General features: G+C 31.7%; 15 protein-coding genes and 1 rRNA gene. 11 read left to right on the top strand and 5 right to left on the bottom strand.

Annotation, left to right across the window (positions count from 1 at the left end; all coding sequences use genetic code 11):
- The first annotated feature begins 16 nt into the window (after nucleotides 1-16).
- Nucleotides 17-685, top strand: a complete 669-nt coding sequence (locus PUD86_08480) for a PH domain-containing protein (protein ID MDD6777314.1) — start codon at nucleotides 17-19, stop codon at nucleotides 683-685.
- A 38-nt stretch (nucleotides 686-723) separates the two neighbouring features.
- On the opposite strand, the gene fen is transcribed toward PUD86_08480, so the two are convergent.
- From fen to cyaB, 5 genes are read right to left on the bottom strand one after another with little or no spacing between them, the layout of a single operon-like run.
- Nucleotides 724-1,707, bottom strand: a complete 984-nt coding sequence (gene fen / locus PUD86_08475; GenBank protein MDD6777313.1) for a flap endonuclease-1 — start codon at nucleotides 1,705-1,707, stop codon at nucleotides 724-726.
- A gap of 12 nt (nucleotides 1,708-1,719) precedes the next feature.
- On the bottom strand, nucleotides 1,720-2,283 hold the full coding sequence (locus tag PUD86_08470; GenBank protein ID MDD6777312.1) for a chorismate lyase: 564 nt from the start codon (nucleotides 2,281-2,283) through the stop codon (nucleotides 1,720-1,722).
- Between the two features lie 8 nt (nucleotides 2,284-2,291).
- Nucleotides 2,292-3,545: a homoaconitase large subunit gene (gene hacA / locus PUD86_08465; GenBank protein MDD6777311.1), complete on the bottom strand. Its 1,254-nt coding sequence runs from the start codon at nucleotides 3,543-3,545 to the stop codon at nucleotides 2,292-2,294.
- Nucleotides 3,546-3,551: 6 nt separating this feature from the next.
- The gene (locus PUD86_08460) at nucleotides 3,552-4,721 is read right to left on the bottom strand and encodes a homocitrate synthase family protein (protein ID MDD6777310.1); all 1,170 of its coding nucleotides are present in this window, start codon (nucleotides 4,719-4,721) and stop codon (nucleotides 3,552-3,554) included.
- A 41-nt stretch (nucleotides 4,722-4,762) separates the two neighbouring features.
- Nucleotides 4,763-5,314, bottom strand: coding sequence for a class IV adenylate cyclase (cyaB, locus tag PUD86_08455; protein MDD6777309.1), 552 nt, complete (start codon nucleotides 5,312-5,314; stop codon nucleotides 4,763-4,765).
- Nucleotides 5,315-5,629: 315 nt separating this feature from the next.
- Between cyaB and PUD86_08450 the strand changes: the two genes are divergently transcribed.
- The 10 genes from PUD86_08450 to PUD86_08405 form a co-directional block, all read left to right on the top strand.
- A complete protein-coding gene (locus tag PUD86_08450) occupies nucleotides 5,630-6,175 on the top strand; it encodes a TATA-box-binding protein (GenBank protein MDD6777308.1) in 546 nt (181 codons plus the stop codon).
- Nucleotides 6,176-6,187: 12 nt separating this feature from the next.
- Nucleotides 6,188-7,717: a phosphoserine phosphatase SerB gene (gene serB, locus PUD86_08445; protein MDD6777307.1), complete on the top strand. Its 1,530-nt coding sequence runs from the start codon at nucleotides 6,188-6,190 to the stop codon at nucleotides 7,715-7,717.
- 40 nt (nucleotides 7,718-7,757) lie between these two features.
- A complete protein-coding gene (locus PUD86_08440; protein MDD6777306.1) occupies nucleotides 7,758-7,904 on the top strand; it encodes a hypothetical protein in 147 nt (48 codons plus the stop codon).
- 104 nt (nucleotides 7,905-8,008) lie between these two features.
- Nucleotides 8,009-10,165, top strand: coding sequence for a DNA topoisomerase I (topA, locus tag PUD86_08435; protein MDD6777305.1), 2,157 nt, complete (start codon nucleotides 8,009-8,011; stop codon nucleotides 10,163-10,165).
- 263 nt (nucleotides 10,166-10,428) lie between these two features.
- Entirely contained in the window at nucleotides 10,429-13,119 is a 2,691-nt protein-coding gene (locus tag PUD86_08430) for an STT3 domain-containing protein (protein ID MDD6777304.1), read from the top strand.
- Nucleotides 13,120-13,177: 58 nt separating this feature from the next.
- A complete protein-coding gene (locus PUD86_08425; GenBank protein MDD6777303.1) occupies nucleotides 13,178-14,272 on the top strand; it encodes a GTP-binding protein in 1,095 nt (364 codons plus the stop codon).
- A gap of 20 nt (nucleotides 14,273-14,292) precedes the next feature.
- The gene (locus tag PUD86_08420) at nucleotides 14,293-14,838 is read left to right on the top strand and encodes an adenylate kinase family protein (GenBank protein MDD6777302.1); all 546 of its coding nucleotides are present in this window, start codon (nucleotides 14,293-14,295) and stop codon (nucleotides 14,836-14,838) included.
- A gap of 97 nt (nucleotides 14,839-14,935) precedes the next feature.
- The gene (locus PUD86_08415) at nucleotides 14,936-15,616 is read left to right on the top strand and encodes a TIGR00266 family protein (protein MDD6777301.1); all 681 of its coding nucleotides are present in this window, start codon (nucleotides 14,936-14,938) and stop codon (nucleotides 15,614-15,616) included.
- Nucleotides 15,617-16,069: 453 nt separating this feature from the next.
- On the top strand, nucleotides 16,070-16,219 hold the full coding sequence (locus PUD86_08410) for a hypothetical protein (protein ID MDD6777300.1): 150 nt from the start codon (nucleotides 16,070-16,072) through the stop codon (nucleotides 16,217-16,219).
- 89 nt (nucleotides 16,220-16,308) lie between these two features.
- Nucleotides 16,309-16,439 (top strand): 16S ribosomal RNA (locus PUD86_08405); the annotation flags it as partial.

Here is a 16,439-nt window from a genome sequence, read left to right as displayed (position 1 = left end):
TTACTGGTGATATTTTATGGCAAGGTTTTGTAAAAACTGTGGAAAAGAATTGGAGGAAGGTTCTATTTTTTGTAATGAATGCGGAACCAAATTCGGTGAATCCAAGCTTTCATCTAATTATAGTAAAACATCTACTAACCAATCATTTAAAAAATACTCTATTAGTATGATTGATGGTGAAGAGGTTATTAGAAGTTCTCAAATTCACGTAGGATGTCTTTATCTTCCGTTAATTATTATGGGTATAGGATTAATGATTGGAGTTATGACAATAATAGCTTCAATATATTATGGCGCTTTTGGACCTATTGTAATTTTTAGTTTCTTAAATATCTTCACTATTGTAGGTTTAATCTGGTTTATAATCAGATTTTATGGTTATAAAACCAACGATTTAATCTTAACCAACAAAAGAGTATTTGGTAAGTGTGGTTTAATCTCTACAACACAGATGCAAAGTTCATTAAATAAAATAGACTCTGTATCTTTTAGTAATGGTTTGATTGGTAAAATTATTGGATATGGAACTGTTCAAATAACAACACAATCTTCTGTATTCAAATTCAGATATATCCGTGAAGGTCAAACACTCTACAGTGATATATTCAATCAGATTGAGATTTATGTAAAAGAAAAAGTAGAAGAAAATGCAAAAGCTATTGCTCGTGCAATTAAAAATGAATAAATTTAGAAGATATTACTCTTCTAAAAACTTTTTTTTATTTAAAACCAGGCATCAAGACTTCCCTGTGAGGAATTTAAATTTTTAAGTTTATCTGAAGCCTTGGAAACACGATCTTCGGAAAAACCATGTTCATAACATAAAAACTCAATAATTTTGTCTTTATTAGGTTTTTCCCATTTGATTTTATAGTCAGTATTTACATTATGGTTTAAGAAGATTTCACGAACTTCATCTAAATCATGACTGGACTGTTTTTGAAGTTCAGCTATTTTTTCTTTTAGCTGTCCTTTATGCGCTAATTTAAGTGCTGTTTTTGCACCAACTCCTTTAAGTCCATCGCAAAAATCAGTTCCGATTAAAATTCCCATATCGACTAATTCTTCACGTGTTACATTTAGTTCTTTTAAAACTTTGTTTAATTGGTAATATTCCAAGTTTCCAAGATTTGAATTAACTGCAAGGTTTCTAACAACCCTTTTTGCTCCAAATAATAAACAGTCATAATCTTGTGATGCAACAGCATATGCATCTCCATTTTGAACAAGATATGCTGCCTGTGCTTCACCTTCACCTTTAGCATCAATATAGGGAATTCCCATTAATGTCAATAGCTTTTTAGAAGATTCAATAATTTCGGGAGATAATTTAGATGATCTCATTGCAAATTTACGGGCTTTTTCAGTATCTCCTTTAGCTAGTGCATCTTTATAGATTTTTTCAGCTTCGTCTCGAATCTCTCTTCTTTTAGCCTGTGTTTCACTTTTAAGTTCAGGTGCCTGTCCATCAAAGATATAAATTGGTTTTATGTCCTTTTCAATCATTGAGGAGTTTCTATATAATATTCCACTTAAGTGTGATGTGATGTTTCCGTTTTCATCTGTTAGTGGTCTTCCATCACGCTGTCTGATTGTAGATAAGAATTGGAAAAGTGTATTGAATGCATCAATAGAAACAGTTCTTCCTTCTAAATCCTTAAAGCTAATAGACTCAGGTTCAACAATATCTTTTAGTTTAACACCCATTTTTTCACCCAGTTATATTTCAGTAAAATAGCTAATAGGGAATACTTCTTTAATCCACATTAAAATTTGGTCATGGTGGATAATGACGTAGTCTCTTGCAAGCATATCTTCATCAGTATCAAACAATTCTTTTAAAGTGTCATTAGGTTTTTCAATGTAAATATTGTTGATTTCTCTTCTAGATTCGATATTATAATTTTTTAAGATTCTACCGATTGGTATGTCTGCTCTGATTAAGTCAGTACAGATGTCCTTTGTGCATCTGGATAACGGGATGTGAGATATTGCATAAATTAAAGGTCTTCCGTTTCTGTGCATTATTACTTCACGGTAATTAATCTCTTCACCTTCATCAACATTAACTAATTTAGCATGGTCTTTATCAGCATCTTCAAAGTGCTGATCAAGTGTTGAGAGGGTAATTTTACCATATAATACGTCTAAAATTGCTGTAATTGATCCATCAGTTGTTAATAAAATTTTTTGAGTGTTGGAGAAGGTTTTACCATATTCTTCTTCAACACGGCTAATTTTATCCATGATGTCTCTGTTTGCTTCATTTTTTGGTTCTGACATTTTAATCACTATAAATCTTTTGGATCGGTAATGACACCTTTAATTGCAGAAGCTGCCACTACTTTTGAATTGGATAAGTATACTGAAGATTTTGTATCTCCCATTCTACCTTTGAAGTTTCTGTTGGTAGTAGAAATACATGCTTCTCCTTCTGATAATACTCCCATATGTGCTCCAAGACATGGGCCACAACCAGGGTTACAAATAATAGCTCCTGCGTCTATGAATGTATCGATGTATCCTAATTCAATAGATTGTTTGTAGATTTCTCTTGAAGCAGGGAAAATAAGTAATCTTGTGTCATTGTGGATTTTGTTTCCTTCCAATAACTCTGCTGCATCTTTTAAATCGGAAAGTCTACCGTTAGTACATGATCCAATTAAACATTGATTTACAAAGGTTCCTTCTACTTGGGAAATTCCTTTAACATTGTCCACGTCATTTGGACATGCAATTTGAGGTTCCATGTCAGTTATGTCAAAGTGCATTTCTTTTGAATAAATTGCATCTTCATCTGATTTTACAATACTTAATTCAGATTCTTTTTTACCAGTTCTTTGACATACATAATCAATAACTTCACGGTTTGGTTCCATTATACCGTTTTTAGCACCCATTTCAATAGCCATATTACACATGGTTGCTCTTCCTTCAACACCCATTTTTTCAATGGTTTCACCGCAAAACTCTGCAGTTTTATATGTTGCACCAGCAATTCCAATATCTCCGATAATGTTTAAGATAATATCTTTTGGTGCAATAGATGGATTTAATTCACCTTCAATTTCCATTTTAATAGCTTCAGGAACCATAAACCATGTTTTACCAGTTGCCCAAACCATTGCAAGGTCAGTAGCACCCATTCCTGTTGAAAATGCTCCAAAAGCACCGTAGGTACAGGTATGTGAATCAGCACCAACAATAACCATATTCGGTTCAACTAATCCCATTTCGGGAACAACCTGATGACAAATTCCTTCACCATGAATATAGTTTTTAGTAATGTTTTGTTTTTTAATAAAGTCACGGCAAACTTCCTGGAATTCTGCAGAACCAATTGTGTTTGCAGGAACGTTGTGGTCAAATATGAGAGCTATTTTTTCAGGATCCCATACTTTTTCAGCTATTTTTTCAAATGTTTTAATAGCTGGTGGGGAAGTTCCGTCATGAGACATTGCAAGGTCAACTGGAATTTCAATAATTTCTCCAGGTGTTACCTCATGACCTGCTCTTTGTGATAATATTTTTTCAGTAATATTCATTGTAATCTATTCCTTATTGTTGATTTTTTTAACAATTTCCTTGAATACTTTGTCGTTAATGTATTTTCCTTCTTCTCTGGATTTTTTAACTTCTCTTACAATTTCAATGAGTTGTTCATCACTAACGTCAACTTCACATTCATTTAATTTAGCTCTAACTGCTCTGCATCCAGAGTGTTTTCCTAAAACAAGTTGTCTTTTTTGTCCGACTAATTCAGGAACATATGGTTCGTAACATAAAGGTTCTTCAATAACTGCATCAACGTGAATTCCGGATTCGTGTCTAAATACGTTATTTCCAACAACAGGTTTGTTAGGTGGAATTTGGAGTCTGCTTGCGTTAGATACAATATCGGATAATTCTTTGATATATTTGGTTTTAAATCCGTAATCTTTACCGTAAAGGATTTTTAAAGCCATTATTAATTCTTCAAGGGAAGCATTTCCTGCTCTCTCACCAATACCGTTAACAGTAGTTGAAATACCTTTTGCACCTGCTAAAATACCGGTAATGGAGTTGATAACTGCAAGACCAAAGTCGTTGTGACAGTGGAGTGCAAGATTTACCTTTAAGTCTTTTACAAGTTCTCTTACAAGATAATCTATACCTTGAGGAGTGATTGCTCCTGTTGTATCTGCAATGTGTACTCTGTCAGCACCACATTCTTCTGCTTTTGAGTATATTCTTTTTAAGAATTCAATATCTGTTCTTGTAGCATCTTCTGCGGAAAATGCAACATATAATCCATGATCTTTAGCATAGTCAACAGCAGTTTCACATAAGTTAATTGCATCTTGACGGGTGATGTGCATTTTGTGGTCTAAGTGAATATCTGATGTTCCAACAAAAGTAATAATTCCACCTACATCACAATCAAGAGCTACATCGATATCTTCTTTTTTGGTTCTGGTTAAAGCTAAAATTGTAGCGTCAAGACCTTCATTAGCTATTGTTTTTACAGTTTCTTTTTCTTTTTCTGAAACTATTGGAAAACCTGCTTCAATTTGATGAATCTTAAACTGATCAAGCTTTCTAGCTATTTCTAATTTTTCCTCAAAACTAAAACAAACGCCAGGGGTTTGTTCTCCATCCCTTAATGTTGTATCATATATGAGTAAATCCTCAGGGAATTTTAATTCAGATTCTTTATTATAATGACTAATAAAATATTGCAATATATCACATCTAAAATATTAATTTGAATATATAATATATATTAATTAGTTATATTTAAGTTTTCTAAAAGTTCCAAATATGAGGTTCTCTCAAAGCCGTCTGTTACTCCTAATTTTTCAAATAATTTGAAGATTTCATCTTGAGCATCAGTGTAGTTTTCCCCATCTTCAAGTGCAATTTCAATTTCCATATATGGGTCAAGTCCTTCGATGTCATCTAAGGATATTTCAAAGTTTTCATATGTGTAGTACTGTCTGTTTTTTCTAACTGCTCTTACTTTTCTAAAACCTATTGCTTCAAAAATATCTGAGCATTTGCCAGCATCTTCAATTCCCATTTCAATTTCTTTTCTGGTTTTTGAGTGTTTATCTATTTTAGGTCCTTTATATGTTATAAAAATGTTAACGTCTTCATTTTCTTTGGTTGTTCTTATTCTTAATGCTTCATCAGTATCGGCAAAGTCTACAATAGGACTGTTGAAGTATATGTCCTCTTGGAATTCATGTTTACTTTTAGTTGCACCGATACTATCTAACTTTTCTTCCATTTCACTAAAACTTGAAATTTTAGCCTTTACTTCCACTTCTATCATGTTATCTTCCCTTTGAGATTATTTATTTTTTGAATTAAACTTTATAACTAATCTTTTTGTATAAAAGTTACTAATAATTAGTAACATTTATAAATACCTATTATCTTACTATTATTTTAAGTTTATATATAAATAAAATCTTATTTTCAAAATTAAAAAAATTCCTATTTTTTTTAAAATTTTGATTAATTTATTTAAATAAACATACCTTTATATACTATTTGAATTAAATATTTTATTAGTAAAAATTTAACTTAATTTTATTGTTTTCTTAAATTTTACTATTCTACTTTTAATAATTAAGGAGGTTTTAAATTGACCGATGTTGAAATAAAAATTGAAAACATTGTTGCTTCTGCAAGCATTGGTAAAGACATTGTTCTTACTGAAGTGTCCCAAGCTTTAGAAGGGGTTAATTTTAATCGTGAACAGTTTCCGGGATTAGTCTTTAAACTAAAAGATCCCAAAACAGCAGCATTAATTTTTAGCTCTGGTAAGCTTGTATGTACTGGAGCAAAATCTATAGATGATTCTAAATTAGCAATCAAAAAAACTGTAGATTTAATGAGGACTATTGATACTGAAATTCCTCATGAGTTTGAAATTAAAATTCAAAACATTGTGGCTTCTGCTAACTTAGAATCCACATTAAATTTAGAAGCCGTAGCTTTAGAACTTGAAGATACTGAATATGAACCAGAACAATTCCCTGGTTTAGTATACAGATTATCTGACCCTAAAGTGGTTTTATTATTATTCGGCTCAGGTAAAGTAGTTTGTACCGGAGCTAAAACAAAAAGCGACGCTAAATTAGGTGTCGAAAGAGCTTACGATAGATTAAGTGAGCTAGATTTAATATAATTGGTGGTATTATTGATTAAACTTGTAGTATTTGACTTAGATAACGTTATTATTGATGGTGAAGCGATAGATGAGATAGGAAAATTAGCAAATGTTGAAGAAGACATAGCTGCAATTACTGAAAAAGCTATGCAAGGGGAAATCGACTTTGAAACTTCTATTAAAGACAGAGTTCAACTTCTTGAAGGTACTTCAATTGAAGATATCGAAAAAGTTGCTGATGAGCTCCATTTAATGGCTGGTGCTTCTGAAGCTATCAAATCTTTACAAGATAATGACGTAGATGTAGCTATCATTAGTGGTAGTTTTGATGTAGTAGCTGAAAATGTTAAAGGTAAACTTGGAATCGAAAAAGTTTGCACTAACAGTTTCACTGTCGAAGATGGTAAATTAACTGGTGAAGTGACTGGTCCTTTAGTATCTGGTTCCAAATTAGATGTTTTAAACGGACTTGTTGAAGAAGCAGGAATTACTTTAGATGAAGTAGTTGCTGTTGGAGATGGCGCTAACGACATTTCCATGATTGAATCAGCTGGTTGCGGAATTGCATTCAATGCAAAAGATTCTGTAAAAGAAATTGCTGATATTGTAATAGACGAAAAAGACTTAACCAAAGTCTCTGATGAAATCCTTAATCAATTAACCACTGATGATGCTGAAACTGAAACTGTAGAAGAAGAAAAAGCACTTCCTAAATCTGACTTTGTTCTCGCTGACACCATGGAAGGTGTTAAAAAACAAAAAGATGAAAAAGAAGCTGAAATCTCCAAAGTTGCTGACGAAAGAGAAAATTTCAACAAAATAGCTAAAGAACAACGTAAAATTAGAGATGAATTAAACGCATCTTTAAAAGAAAACTTAAACAAAGCTATTGAGTTCAGAAATGAACGTAATGAAATTAACAAAGCTGTTGAAGCTGCTAAAAAAGCTCGTAATGAAGCTAATAACAAAATTAAAAGTTTAGAATGGTCTTCTGGTAAACGCGACAAAATCAAAATAGAAAATGAAATCAAAAAGATTGATAAAATCATTGAAACTCGCGTTTTAGACATTAAAAAAGAAAATCAGCTTGTTAAAAACGCAAACGATCTCAGAAAACAATTAATGAAAATTCATGAAGATGAATCTGTTCAAGGTGAATCTCAAGAACTCAAAAAGTTATCTGAAGAAGAACACGAAAAAGTTATTACTCTTTCCGAAAAAGCTCAAGTTGCTCACGAAGAAATGCTCACCTACTTCAGAAAAACTGATGATATCAGAACTGCAGCAGATGAAGCACACAAAAAATTCATCGAAGCACGTAAAAACGCTTCTGCTAAACATGAAGAATTCAAAGCAATTTTAAGCGACATTCACGTAATCAACAAAAAATTAGATACCAACAGACCTAAGAAAAGAAGAACTGAAACCAAACCTTCTAGTGGATCTAACAGAAACCGTGAAGAAAAAGAAAGAGCAGAAGAAATCTTTGCTAAATTTAAACAAGGTGGCAAAGTATCTACTGAAGAGATTTTACTCTTACAAAAATACAACATAGGTTAAGCTTCTTAACCTACTTTTTTTTATTTTTTAAGGTCTTAACATGACTGAAGAAAAAATCGAGACTTGTTTTATTTGTGGTAAAAAATTTGACATGAATAAGGCAGACCTTGCATATTATCGTAACGGCAAATTTCCTATTTGTGACTTTTGCGCTGATTTTTATCGTTTTTACAACGAAGATTTATAACTTTTTTTAACTTTTCAATTTCAATTTTTATTCAAAATATTTTTATATAACCTATTATTATAATCATAAGTATTATTTTTTTTAAACCGGGGGGTTTTATAAAAATGCATGAAGTAATTGTATGTGAGAAGCCAACATCTGCTGAAAAGATTGCAAAGGCGCTTTCGCCTAGTGCAAAAAAGAAAGTATATAATAAAAAGGTGAAATATTGGGAACTCGAAAAGGATTCAAAAAACATTACAGTTGTATCTGCTGTAGGACATTTGTATTCACTTACTCCTGATAACCCAAAGGATAATGTTTATTTTAATCTTCATTGGGCTCCTGCTTATGAAGTTAATAAAAAGGGCAGTGGATTTACTAAAGATTATGTACGTGCAATCAAAAAGCTTGCAAAAAATGCAGATTCCTATGTTCATGCATGCGATTATGATACTGAAGGTACCTTAATAGGTTATAATGCATTAAGATATGCATGTGGTCAGGAAAATTTGGATAAAATTTCCCGTATGAAATTTTCCACTTTAACTAAAAAAGACTTGCTTGAAGCATATGATAATAGAATAGATCTTGATATGAATCAGGTAGATACCGGTATTGCAAGACATGTTTTGGATTATTATTTTGGTGTAAATATTTCTAAAGCATTAATGAAATCAGTAAGCAGTGCCAAACACAGATTCTTAAAATTATCTGCAGGACGTGTACAAACTCCTACATTATCTATTTTAGTTGAAAGAGAAAAAGAAATTAAAGAATTTGTCCCAGAACCATACTGGTTAATTAAAGCTATTGTCGAAGGCGATATTGAAGTTAACCACGTTGATGGTAAAATCTTTGATAAAAAAAGAGCTGAAGAGATAATGACTAAATGTCAAGGAAAAGATGCTGTAGTGGATAATATTAAACTTTCCAATTCCACAACAAAACCTCCTGTTCCATTTAACTTAGGAGGACTTCAGTCTGAAGCTTATAATGTATTTGGATTTTCACCTAAAAAGACTCAAACTATTGCTCAAAATCTCTATACTTCAGGATATACTTCATACCCACGTACTTCCTCACAAAAATTACCTGAAAGTTTGGATTTCAAATCAATATTTGGTCAATTAAGCAATGACAAAGAATTCAAACAGCATATTGATCAGCTTCCATCCAAGTTAAAACCAAATAATGGTAAAAAGGATGATGCAGCTCACCCTGCAATTCACCCAACTGGAATTTTACCTCAAGGTTTATCTAAGGATGATAAAAAGATTTATCAGCTTATTGTTTACAGATTCATTGCAGTATTCTTTGAAGCTGCTAAGTTCGAAACAATGAGTACTACTTTAGATATTGAAGATGAAAAATTCAGATTCAAACGCAGAAGAGTTACTCATAAAGGATGGATGGAACATTATCCATTTAGAAAAATCGATGATGAGATATTCCCTGATATTAAAGAGGGAGATCTTATGAAGGTTTTAGAATTAATTTCAGATGAAAAAGAAACTAAACCTCCTGCAAGATATAATCAGGCTTCTCTTATTAAGGAACTTGAAAAAAGAGAACTTGGTACTAAAGCAACACGTGCAGATATTATCGATAAGTTGTATGATCGTAAATACATAAACGGTACTCAGCAAATTGAGGTAAATCAGCTTGGAGAAAACATGATTGACACTTTAAGCACATATTGTAATAATTTAACTTCAGAAGAGCTTACTAGGGATTTGGAAATCAAACTTGAAGGTATTAGCGACAATAGTTCCAGTCGTAATGAAATTGTAAAAGAAGGTAAAAAAGAAGTAAAAGTCATTTTGGATGATATTACTAAAAACTCAAAAGAAATAGGTTCTAAATTATATGAATCCTATCAGGAAAGTAATATTGTTGGAACTTGTCCTACCTGTGGTGGAAATCTTGTAAAAAGATATTCTCCAAAAACTAAAAGTTCATTTGTGGGATGTGCTAACTATCCAGACTGTACTACTAGCTATTCTATTCCAAAAGGAACTAATTTCCTTAAGAAAACCTGTGAAAAATGTGGTCTTCCGATAATTTCATTTGGTAAACCTCGTCAAAGAGCATGTCTTGATCCTAACTGTGGAAAAGACAAAACCAAAGTTCATAAACCTACTGAAGTGGGTGAATGTCCTGAATGTGGTAAACCACTTTTAAAACGTTCAGGCCGTTATGGTGAATTCATCGGATGTAAAGGTTTTCCAAAATGTCGCTTTACATGTTCTGTTGATGAGCTTGAAAGTAAATTAAAATAATCTTTTAATTTATTTTTAATCAATATCTATTTTTTTAATAATTTTTTTCATATTTTTATTATTTATTTTTAATATTTTTGGATTTTAGTCAATTCTTATTTATTTTTTAGGATATGCACAATACTTAATAATGTTAAAAAATAAACCTATAATCTAATAAAAATATTTTTTCTTTCAATATTTTTATTTTTAAAATTATTAATTTAATTAAATTGCTTTGAAACTCAAAGTAATGTCATGAACGAATTAAATGAGGAAATTTAATGAATAAAGAAACAAAAATGACAATAGTCAAGTCAGTATTCATTGTTTTAATTTTGCTCGCAGTCGTTTTTGCACTTAAGATGCCTGCTGCAGATTTACATATTATACCTGATGAGGCTAAAGGAGATTACGTTGATGCTTCTGGTCTTCCTTATTTTAGTGAAATGGATTCATATTATAACTTAAGGTTGACTGAAGATTATGTTGATCATGGTTTTGTAGGTGATCAGCAAATAAACGGTAGTGAGTGGGATATGCACAGATATGCTCCTACCGGTAACGAAATTAATTATGAACTGGGTATTGTGTATGTCACTTCCTTTTTGCATGATCTTGCTAACAAGTTCTTTGGAGGAGATTTCTCAGTTAGAGAAATTGCATTCTGGACTGGTGCTATTATATCCACACTTGCAGTAATTCCAGCTTACATTTTCTCAAGAAGATTAACCAATGAGTATGGTGCAATTGTTGCTACCTTAATTATAACTCTTGCTCCAAACTACTTCGCACACACATTCCCTGGTTTCTTCGATACAGATATGTTCTATTACATATTTTCATTGTTCTTCATATTCTTCTTTGTAGAATGTATAAGAACCGAAGATATCAAATACAAAGTATTATTTGCAATTTTATCAATTGTATCTATTGGTTTGTTCTCTCAATCTTGGACTGGTTACATATTTTACATTGGTCTTATGGGAATATTCGCAATTGTTTATCTTATTGCATGTTACTACTTTAATGTTGGTGAAGATACTCCTGAAAACTATTCAAGCAAATTCCAATGGTTTATTAATCAAAGTGCTTTAAAATCCATTGTTATTTTAGGAATTATTGGATTTATTGGTCTTGCAATATTCAAAGGATTAGATGGAGTATTAGGATTATTCAGTAGTTTATTCGGATTACTTTCATTGCAATCTGCATCTAGGGTTGTTGGTGGATTCCCTAACGTACTTGTATCTGTTGCAGAGATGCAAATTCCAGCTATGCTTGGAAGCGGTATGAACTCATTGTTCTTAGCTAACACTGCTGGTGCTGTAAACGGTATTGGTGGTATTGGTGTTTTATTCGCAGGTTTAACTGTACTTTACTTATTCGTAAGAAACATGTTAAGACTTAGAGGCGGTTCAGTAATTTCAAATGAAGCTGCTAAACCACATAAATCTGAAAGATTGGCTGCATCCAAAAGACTCGACAACAGCCGTAAACTTAAAATTGATTTAAGCAAATTCAATTTAGAACATGTTTCAGACATTTTATCTGATAAAAAATTAACAATATTATACGGTACTTTATTTGTAGTATGGATTGTATTAACTGCTCTTGCAGTAACCAGAGGTTCAAGGTTCATTACCACAATCGTATTACCATTTGCTCTTTTAACTGGTATTTTTGTAGGTATTGCAATCGAATACATTAAAACCAAAATCAATGATGACAGAATTTTATTAGCAGTCACAGTTATTGCAGCTATTTTCGTTGCAGTTCCTGCTGTTACTGTTAACACCGTTCTTGGTATTTTAGCATTTGTAATCATTGTTGGTGCTGGTGCTGCATCTGTTTATGTAATCAAACCAAAAGCAATGTCTAAAAATGTTACTCCACTTAAAAAACAAGTTGCAGTTATTGCTTTAGTTCTTGCTTTGGTAACTCCATGTGTTTGTGGAGCATTCTTAACATCTGAAACTGTAGTTCCAGGTACTAGTGATCCAATGTGGAATTCAATGGAATGGATTAATCAGACCCAACCTGCTGATACTGTAATTACATCCTGGTGGGACTTCGGTTACCTCTTTGAGATTGCTGCTGATAAACAAGTAACTTTCGATGGAGGTTCTCAGTCAGGGGACCGTGCTTTCTGGCTGGGTAAAGCAATGACTACTGATAATTTAGAATTATCTGCAGGTATTTTCAGAATGCTTGATACAACTGGTGGAAAAGCTGTTGAATCATTAATGAACATTACTGGTGATTCAGGTAAATCAACCGATATTTTAATCGATATTTTACCAATGAAAGCAGCTGATGCTCAAAAAACATTACAAACCAAGTATCATTTAACTGCAGCACAGGCTAAAGATGTTGTTCAGTATTCACACCCTGAAAACCCTCGTCCAGTAATATTTGTTGCATCTTCAGATATGCTTCAAAAAGCTGGTTGGTGGAGTTACTTCGGTGCATGGGACTTTAAAAATCAAAGTTCTGTAAACTACAACTATTATGTGCCATCAGAACAAGTAAAAGTAAATCCAGGTTCTACCGGTAAATTGAAATTACTTGATGATCAAGGAATGACCATTAATGCTGTAATCCAAAGAGGTAGTGGAAACAACTCAACTACTGCATACACTGAAGCAGTCTACACTGACAGTGGAAAACAGATTATGGTAAACGACACTCCATATAATCCATTAAACATTTCACATATGATTGTCGTTGAAGACGGAATGGTTATGAAAAACGAATCTGTTGGTAATGTGAAAGATGCAAACTTTACTTTATTGTTAATGGGTGAAAAGAATCAGTACACACCAATCTTAATGAGCAATGAATTAGCAAATTCAATGTTTACCAGATTATACTTATACGGTGGAGCTGGTCAAAACATATTTGAAAATGTTCACGCAGAAAACGGAGTATTGTTGTTTAAAGTAAACTTTAATAATACTGCTGCTGGTTCATAGGCAGCAATGATTGGGATTTTCCCAATCTAAAATTTTTTTTACATAATATGGTGATTTAATGGGGATTGAAGAGAAAATAAAAGATATTGAAGAGGAAATACAAAAGACACCATATAATAAAGCTACTTCACATCACATTGGTAAGCTTAAAGCTAAATTATCTAAATTAAAAGAAGAATCATTACAAAGAAGTAGTGGTGGCCATAAAGGTCAAGGATTTCATGTAAAAAAAACAGGAGATGCAACAGTTGTGCTTGTTGGATTTCCGTCTGTTGGTAAATCTACTCTCTTAAATGAAATTACTAATGCTGAAAGTAAAGTTGGAGCATACCAATTTACAACATTAGATATTGTTCCTGGTGTTATGGAACATAAAAATGCAAAAATTCAAGTATTTGATATTCCGGGAATTATTACTGGAGCAAGTAGTGGTAAAGGTAGAGGTAAAGAAATTTTATCTGTTGCAAGAACTGCAGACTTGATTTTAATTGTTTTAGATACATTAAATCCACAACACTTAAGTGTTATCTTGGAGGAATTAAGAAACATTGGTATTAGACCTAATGAACAACCTCCTGATGTTACTGTTAAAAGGAAAAAACTTGGTGGTATTCACATTTCTTCAACTTGTCCACTTACTCATTTGGATGAAAAAATCATAAGATCTATCATTAATGAGTATGGTATGCATAATGCAGACATACTTTTCCGTGATGATGTGACTATGGATCAATTTATTGATGTTTTGGATAGAAATAAATCATATGTTCCGATGAAGATTCTATTAAATAAGGTGGATCTTGTAGATGACGCATACCTTGAAGAACTTAAGAAATACATTCCAGAATTCATTCCAATTTCTGCTGATAAAAAAACCAATATTGATGAGTTAAAAGATACTATCTTTGACAATCTTAATTTGGTAAGGGTTTACTTAAAACCTCAAGGTAGAAAAGCGGATATGAATGATCCTTTAGTTATTAAAAAAGGTACTACTGTAATTGGAGCATGTCGCAAACTTCACCGTGAATTTGTGAAAAACTTCCGTCATGCTAAAGTATGGGGAACTTCTGTTAAATTCCCTGGACAAAAAGTAGGACCTGACCATGTACTTAATGATGAAGATGTTTTAAGAATTATTCTTAAAAAATAATTCTTCTTTTTTTTGATATTATGAAAAAAGCTATTTTTATAACTGGTACTCCATGCACTGGTAAAACAACTGTTAGTGAAGTACTTTCTTCTAAATTAAACTGTAAATTAATCAAAGTTAATGATTTAGCTATTGAAAATGATTTTGTTTTAGGAATCGATGATGAAAAAGGATATAAAATCATCGATATTGATGCTCTTAACGAAAAAGTTTTAGAAATTATTTCTAATAGTGATGAATTAATCATATTTGAAGGCCATTTGGCTCACTTATGCTCTGGAGCAGATAAAGTAATTGTTCTAAGAGTAAATCCTGATATCTTAAGACCAAGACTTGAAGAGCGTAACTACTCTGAGAGTAAAATTCTTGAAAACCTTGAAGCTGAAGCTATGGGAGTATGTACAGCAGAAGCATTCGAAGAGTATGGTGATAAGATTTCTGAGATTGATGTTAGTAAATTATCCATTGAAGAAACAGTAAATGTTATCTCATATGTAATTGAAGAAAAACTTAATTTTCCAGCTGGTGAGATTGACTTCATGGATTGGTTAATTTCAAATCTTTAATTTTTTTTATTTTTTTTATTATAATTACTATTTTTTTAAAAATTTTTATTAATAATAAATATTTAATATAAGATTACCGAAACTTAGGTGATTTATTATGGAATATGAAATTAAAGGTGGAGCATTTCCAATGGTAATCTGCACATTGCAGAAAGGCGAAACAATGCAAAACGAAACTGGCGCAATGGCATATATGACTTCAGATATTAAAATGGAAACTAATATTGGAGGAGGACTCTTAAAAGGTATTGGAAGAGCTTTATCTGGTGATACTGTATTTTTAAACTACTTTACTGCAGAAAAGGATGGTGAACAAATCGGATTTTCATCCTGTACTCCTGGTAAAATTGTTCCTATTGAATTAGATGGATCACAAACTATTATTGGTCAGAAAAATGCATTTTTAGCAGCTGAAAATGGTGTTAATTTAGACATGTTCTTTAGAAAAAAACTTGGTGCAGGATTATTTGGTGGTGAAGGTTTCATTCTTCAAAAATTATCTGGACAAGGTACTGTATTTTTAGAAATTGATGGAGAAGTTATCGAACGTGAATTAGCACCTGGAGAAAAATTACTCGTTGATCCTGGACACATTGCTATTATGGAAGAAACCATTAATTTTGACATTGAAAGAGTTAAAGGTGTTAAAAACATGTTATTTGGTGAAGGTCTCTTCTTTGCAAAATTAGAAGGTCCTGGAAAAGTATGGATACAAACCATGCCAATAAGCAGATTAGCAGAAGCTATTGTTCCGTATGTACCTACAAGAGCTGAGTAGGATTATGGAATAATATTTCATGAAGATTATTTGTTTGAAAATAATCTTCTTTTAATTTTTTTTAACTTAATACTATAATTTATGAACACTTTTTTTAAAAATAACCTATCAAAATAGAAATGTTTATATATAGGTTATGTTTTCCGTTGTATGAAATGACTATATTCTTATGTTTTTTAAAAAATTTTATTTATTTCTCATCATTGATTTTATTTTCATCTGTGTAATTAAGAATTATAAATTTCATATTTTATTTTGATAATATTTTGTTTTATTGTTATTTGGAGATTATTTATTTTTAATTTTTAATAATTTGAATTAATTATTCTTATTTTAATTTTATAAATATTTTTGCAATATTTTTTAATTATTTTTGTTAATAATATTTCTGTATCTATAGTATGTGCTATGTGTTTTATGGCGATGGTTTAAGTTAAATTGCATGGAGCAATTATGACTATGATGACTGCTTTTTCCGCACGTAGCTATAAATTATCATGTTTATTAAAATTATCTAATAAATGTGCTTGTGAGTACCTGATTTTTTTCGGGTATGATGTACGTTTTGTAGATGTGGTGAAATTTGATTATAGAAACTTTTAGTTTTTATCAGATTTTTGTGCAAATACTCGTCTATGTTTTTATGTGTACTTCAATTATGCTAATAATTAGTGTATTTCTGTTTGTGTTCAATTCTGTTTGATCCTGGCAGATGCTACTGCTATTGGGATTCGATTAAGCCATGCAAGTCGAACGAGTTTAGACTCGTGGCGTACGGCTCAGTAACACGTGGATAACCTACCCTTAGGACCGGGATAACCTT

This window comes from Methanobacteriaceae archaeon (assembly GCA_029219465.1).
Classification (GTDB): Archaea; Methanobacteriota; Methanobacteria; order Methanobacteriales; family Methanobacteriaceae; genus Methanocatella.
The sequence above is the reverse complement of the archived record's forward strand: the minus strand, read 5'-3'. Positions and strand labels throughout refer to the sequence as shown.

Excerpts from the sequence above, each read along its gene's own strand:
- PUD86_08480 (MDD6777314.1), top strand. The coding sequence starts at position 17 with ATGGCAAGGTTTTGTAAAAACTGTGGAAAAGAATTGGAGGAAGGTTCT.
- fen (MDD6777313.1), bottom strand. The coding sequence starts at position 1,707 with ATGGGTGTTAAACTAAAAGATATTGTTGAACCTGAGTCTATTAGCTTT.
- PUD86_08470 (MDD6777312.1), bottom strand. The coding sequence starts at position 2,283 with ATGTCAGAACCAAAAAATGAAGCAAACAGAGACATCATGGATAAAATT.
- hacA (MDD6777311.1), bottom strand. The coding sequence starts at position 3,545 with ATGAATATTACTGAAAAAATATTATCACAAAGAGCAGGTCATGAGGTA.
- cyaB (MDD6777309.1), bottom strand. The coding sequence starts at position 5,314 with ATGATAGAAGTGGAAGTAAAGGCTAAAATTTCAAGTTTTAGTGAAATG.
- PUD86_08440 (MDD6777306.1), top strand. The coding sequence starts at position 7,758 with ATGACTGAAGAAAAAATCGAGACTTGTTTTATTTGTGGTAAAAAATTT.
- topA (MDD6777305.1), top strand. The coding sequence starts at position 8,009 with ATGCATGAAGTAATTGTATGTGAGAAGCCAACATCTGCTGAAAAGATT.
- PUD86_08430 (MDD6777304.1), top strand. The coding sequence starts at position 10,429 with ATGAATAAAGAAACAAAAATGACAATAGTCAAGTCAGTATTCATTGTT.
- PUD86_08425 (MDD6777303.1), top strand. The coding sequence starts at position 13,178 with ATGGGGATTGAAGAGAAAATAAAAGATATTGAAGAGGAAATACAAAAG.
- PUD86_08420 (MDD6777302.1), top strand. The coding sequence starts at position 14,293 with ATGAAAAAAGCTATTTTTATAACTGGTACTCCATGCACTGGTAAAACA.
- PUD86_08415 (MDD6777301.1), top strand. The coding sequence starts at position 14,936 with ATGGAATATGAAATTAAAGGTGGAGCATTTCCAATGGTAATCTGCACA.
- PUD86_08410 (MDD6777300.1), top strand. The coding sequence starts at position 16,070 with ATGACTATGATGACTGCTTTTTCCGCACGTAGCTATAAATTATCATGT.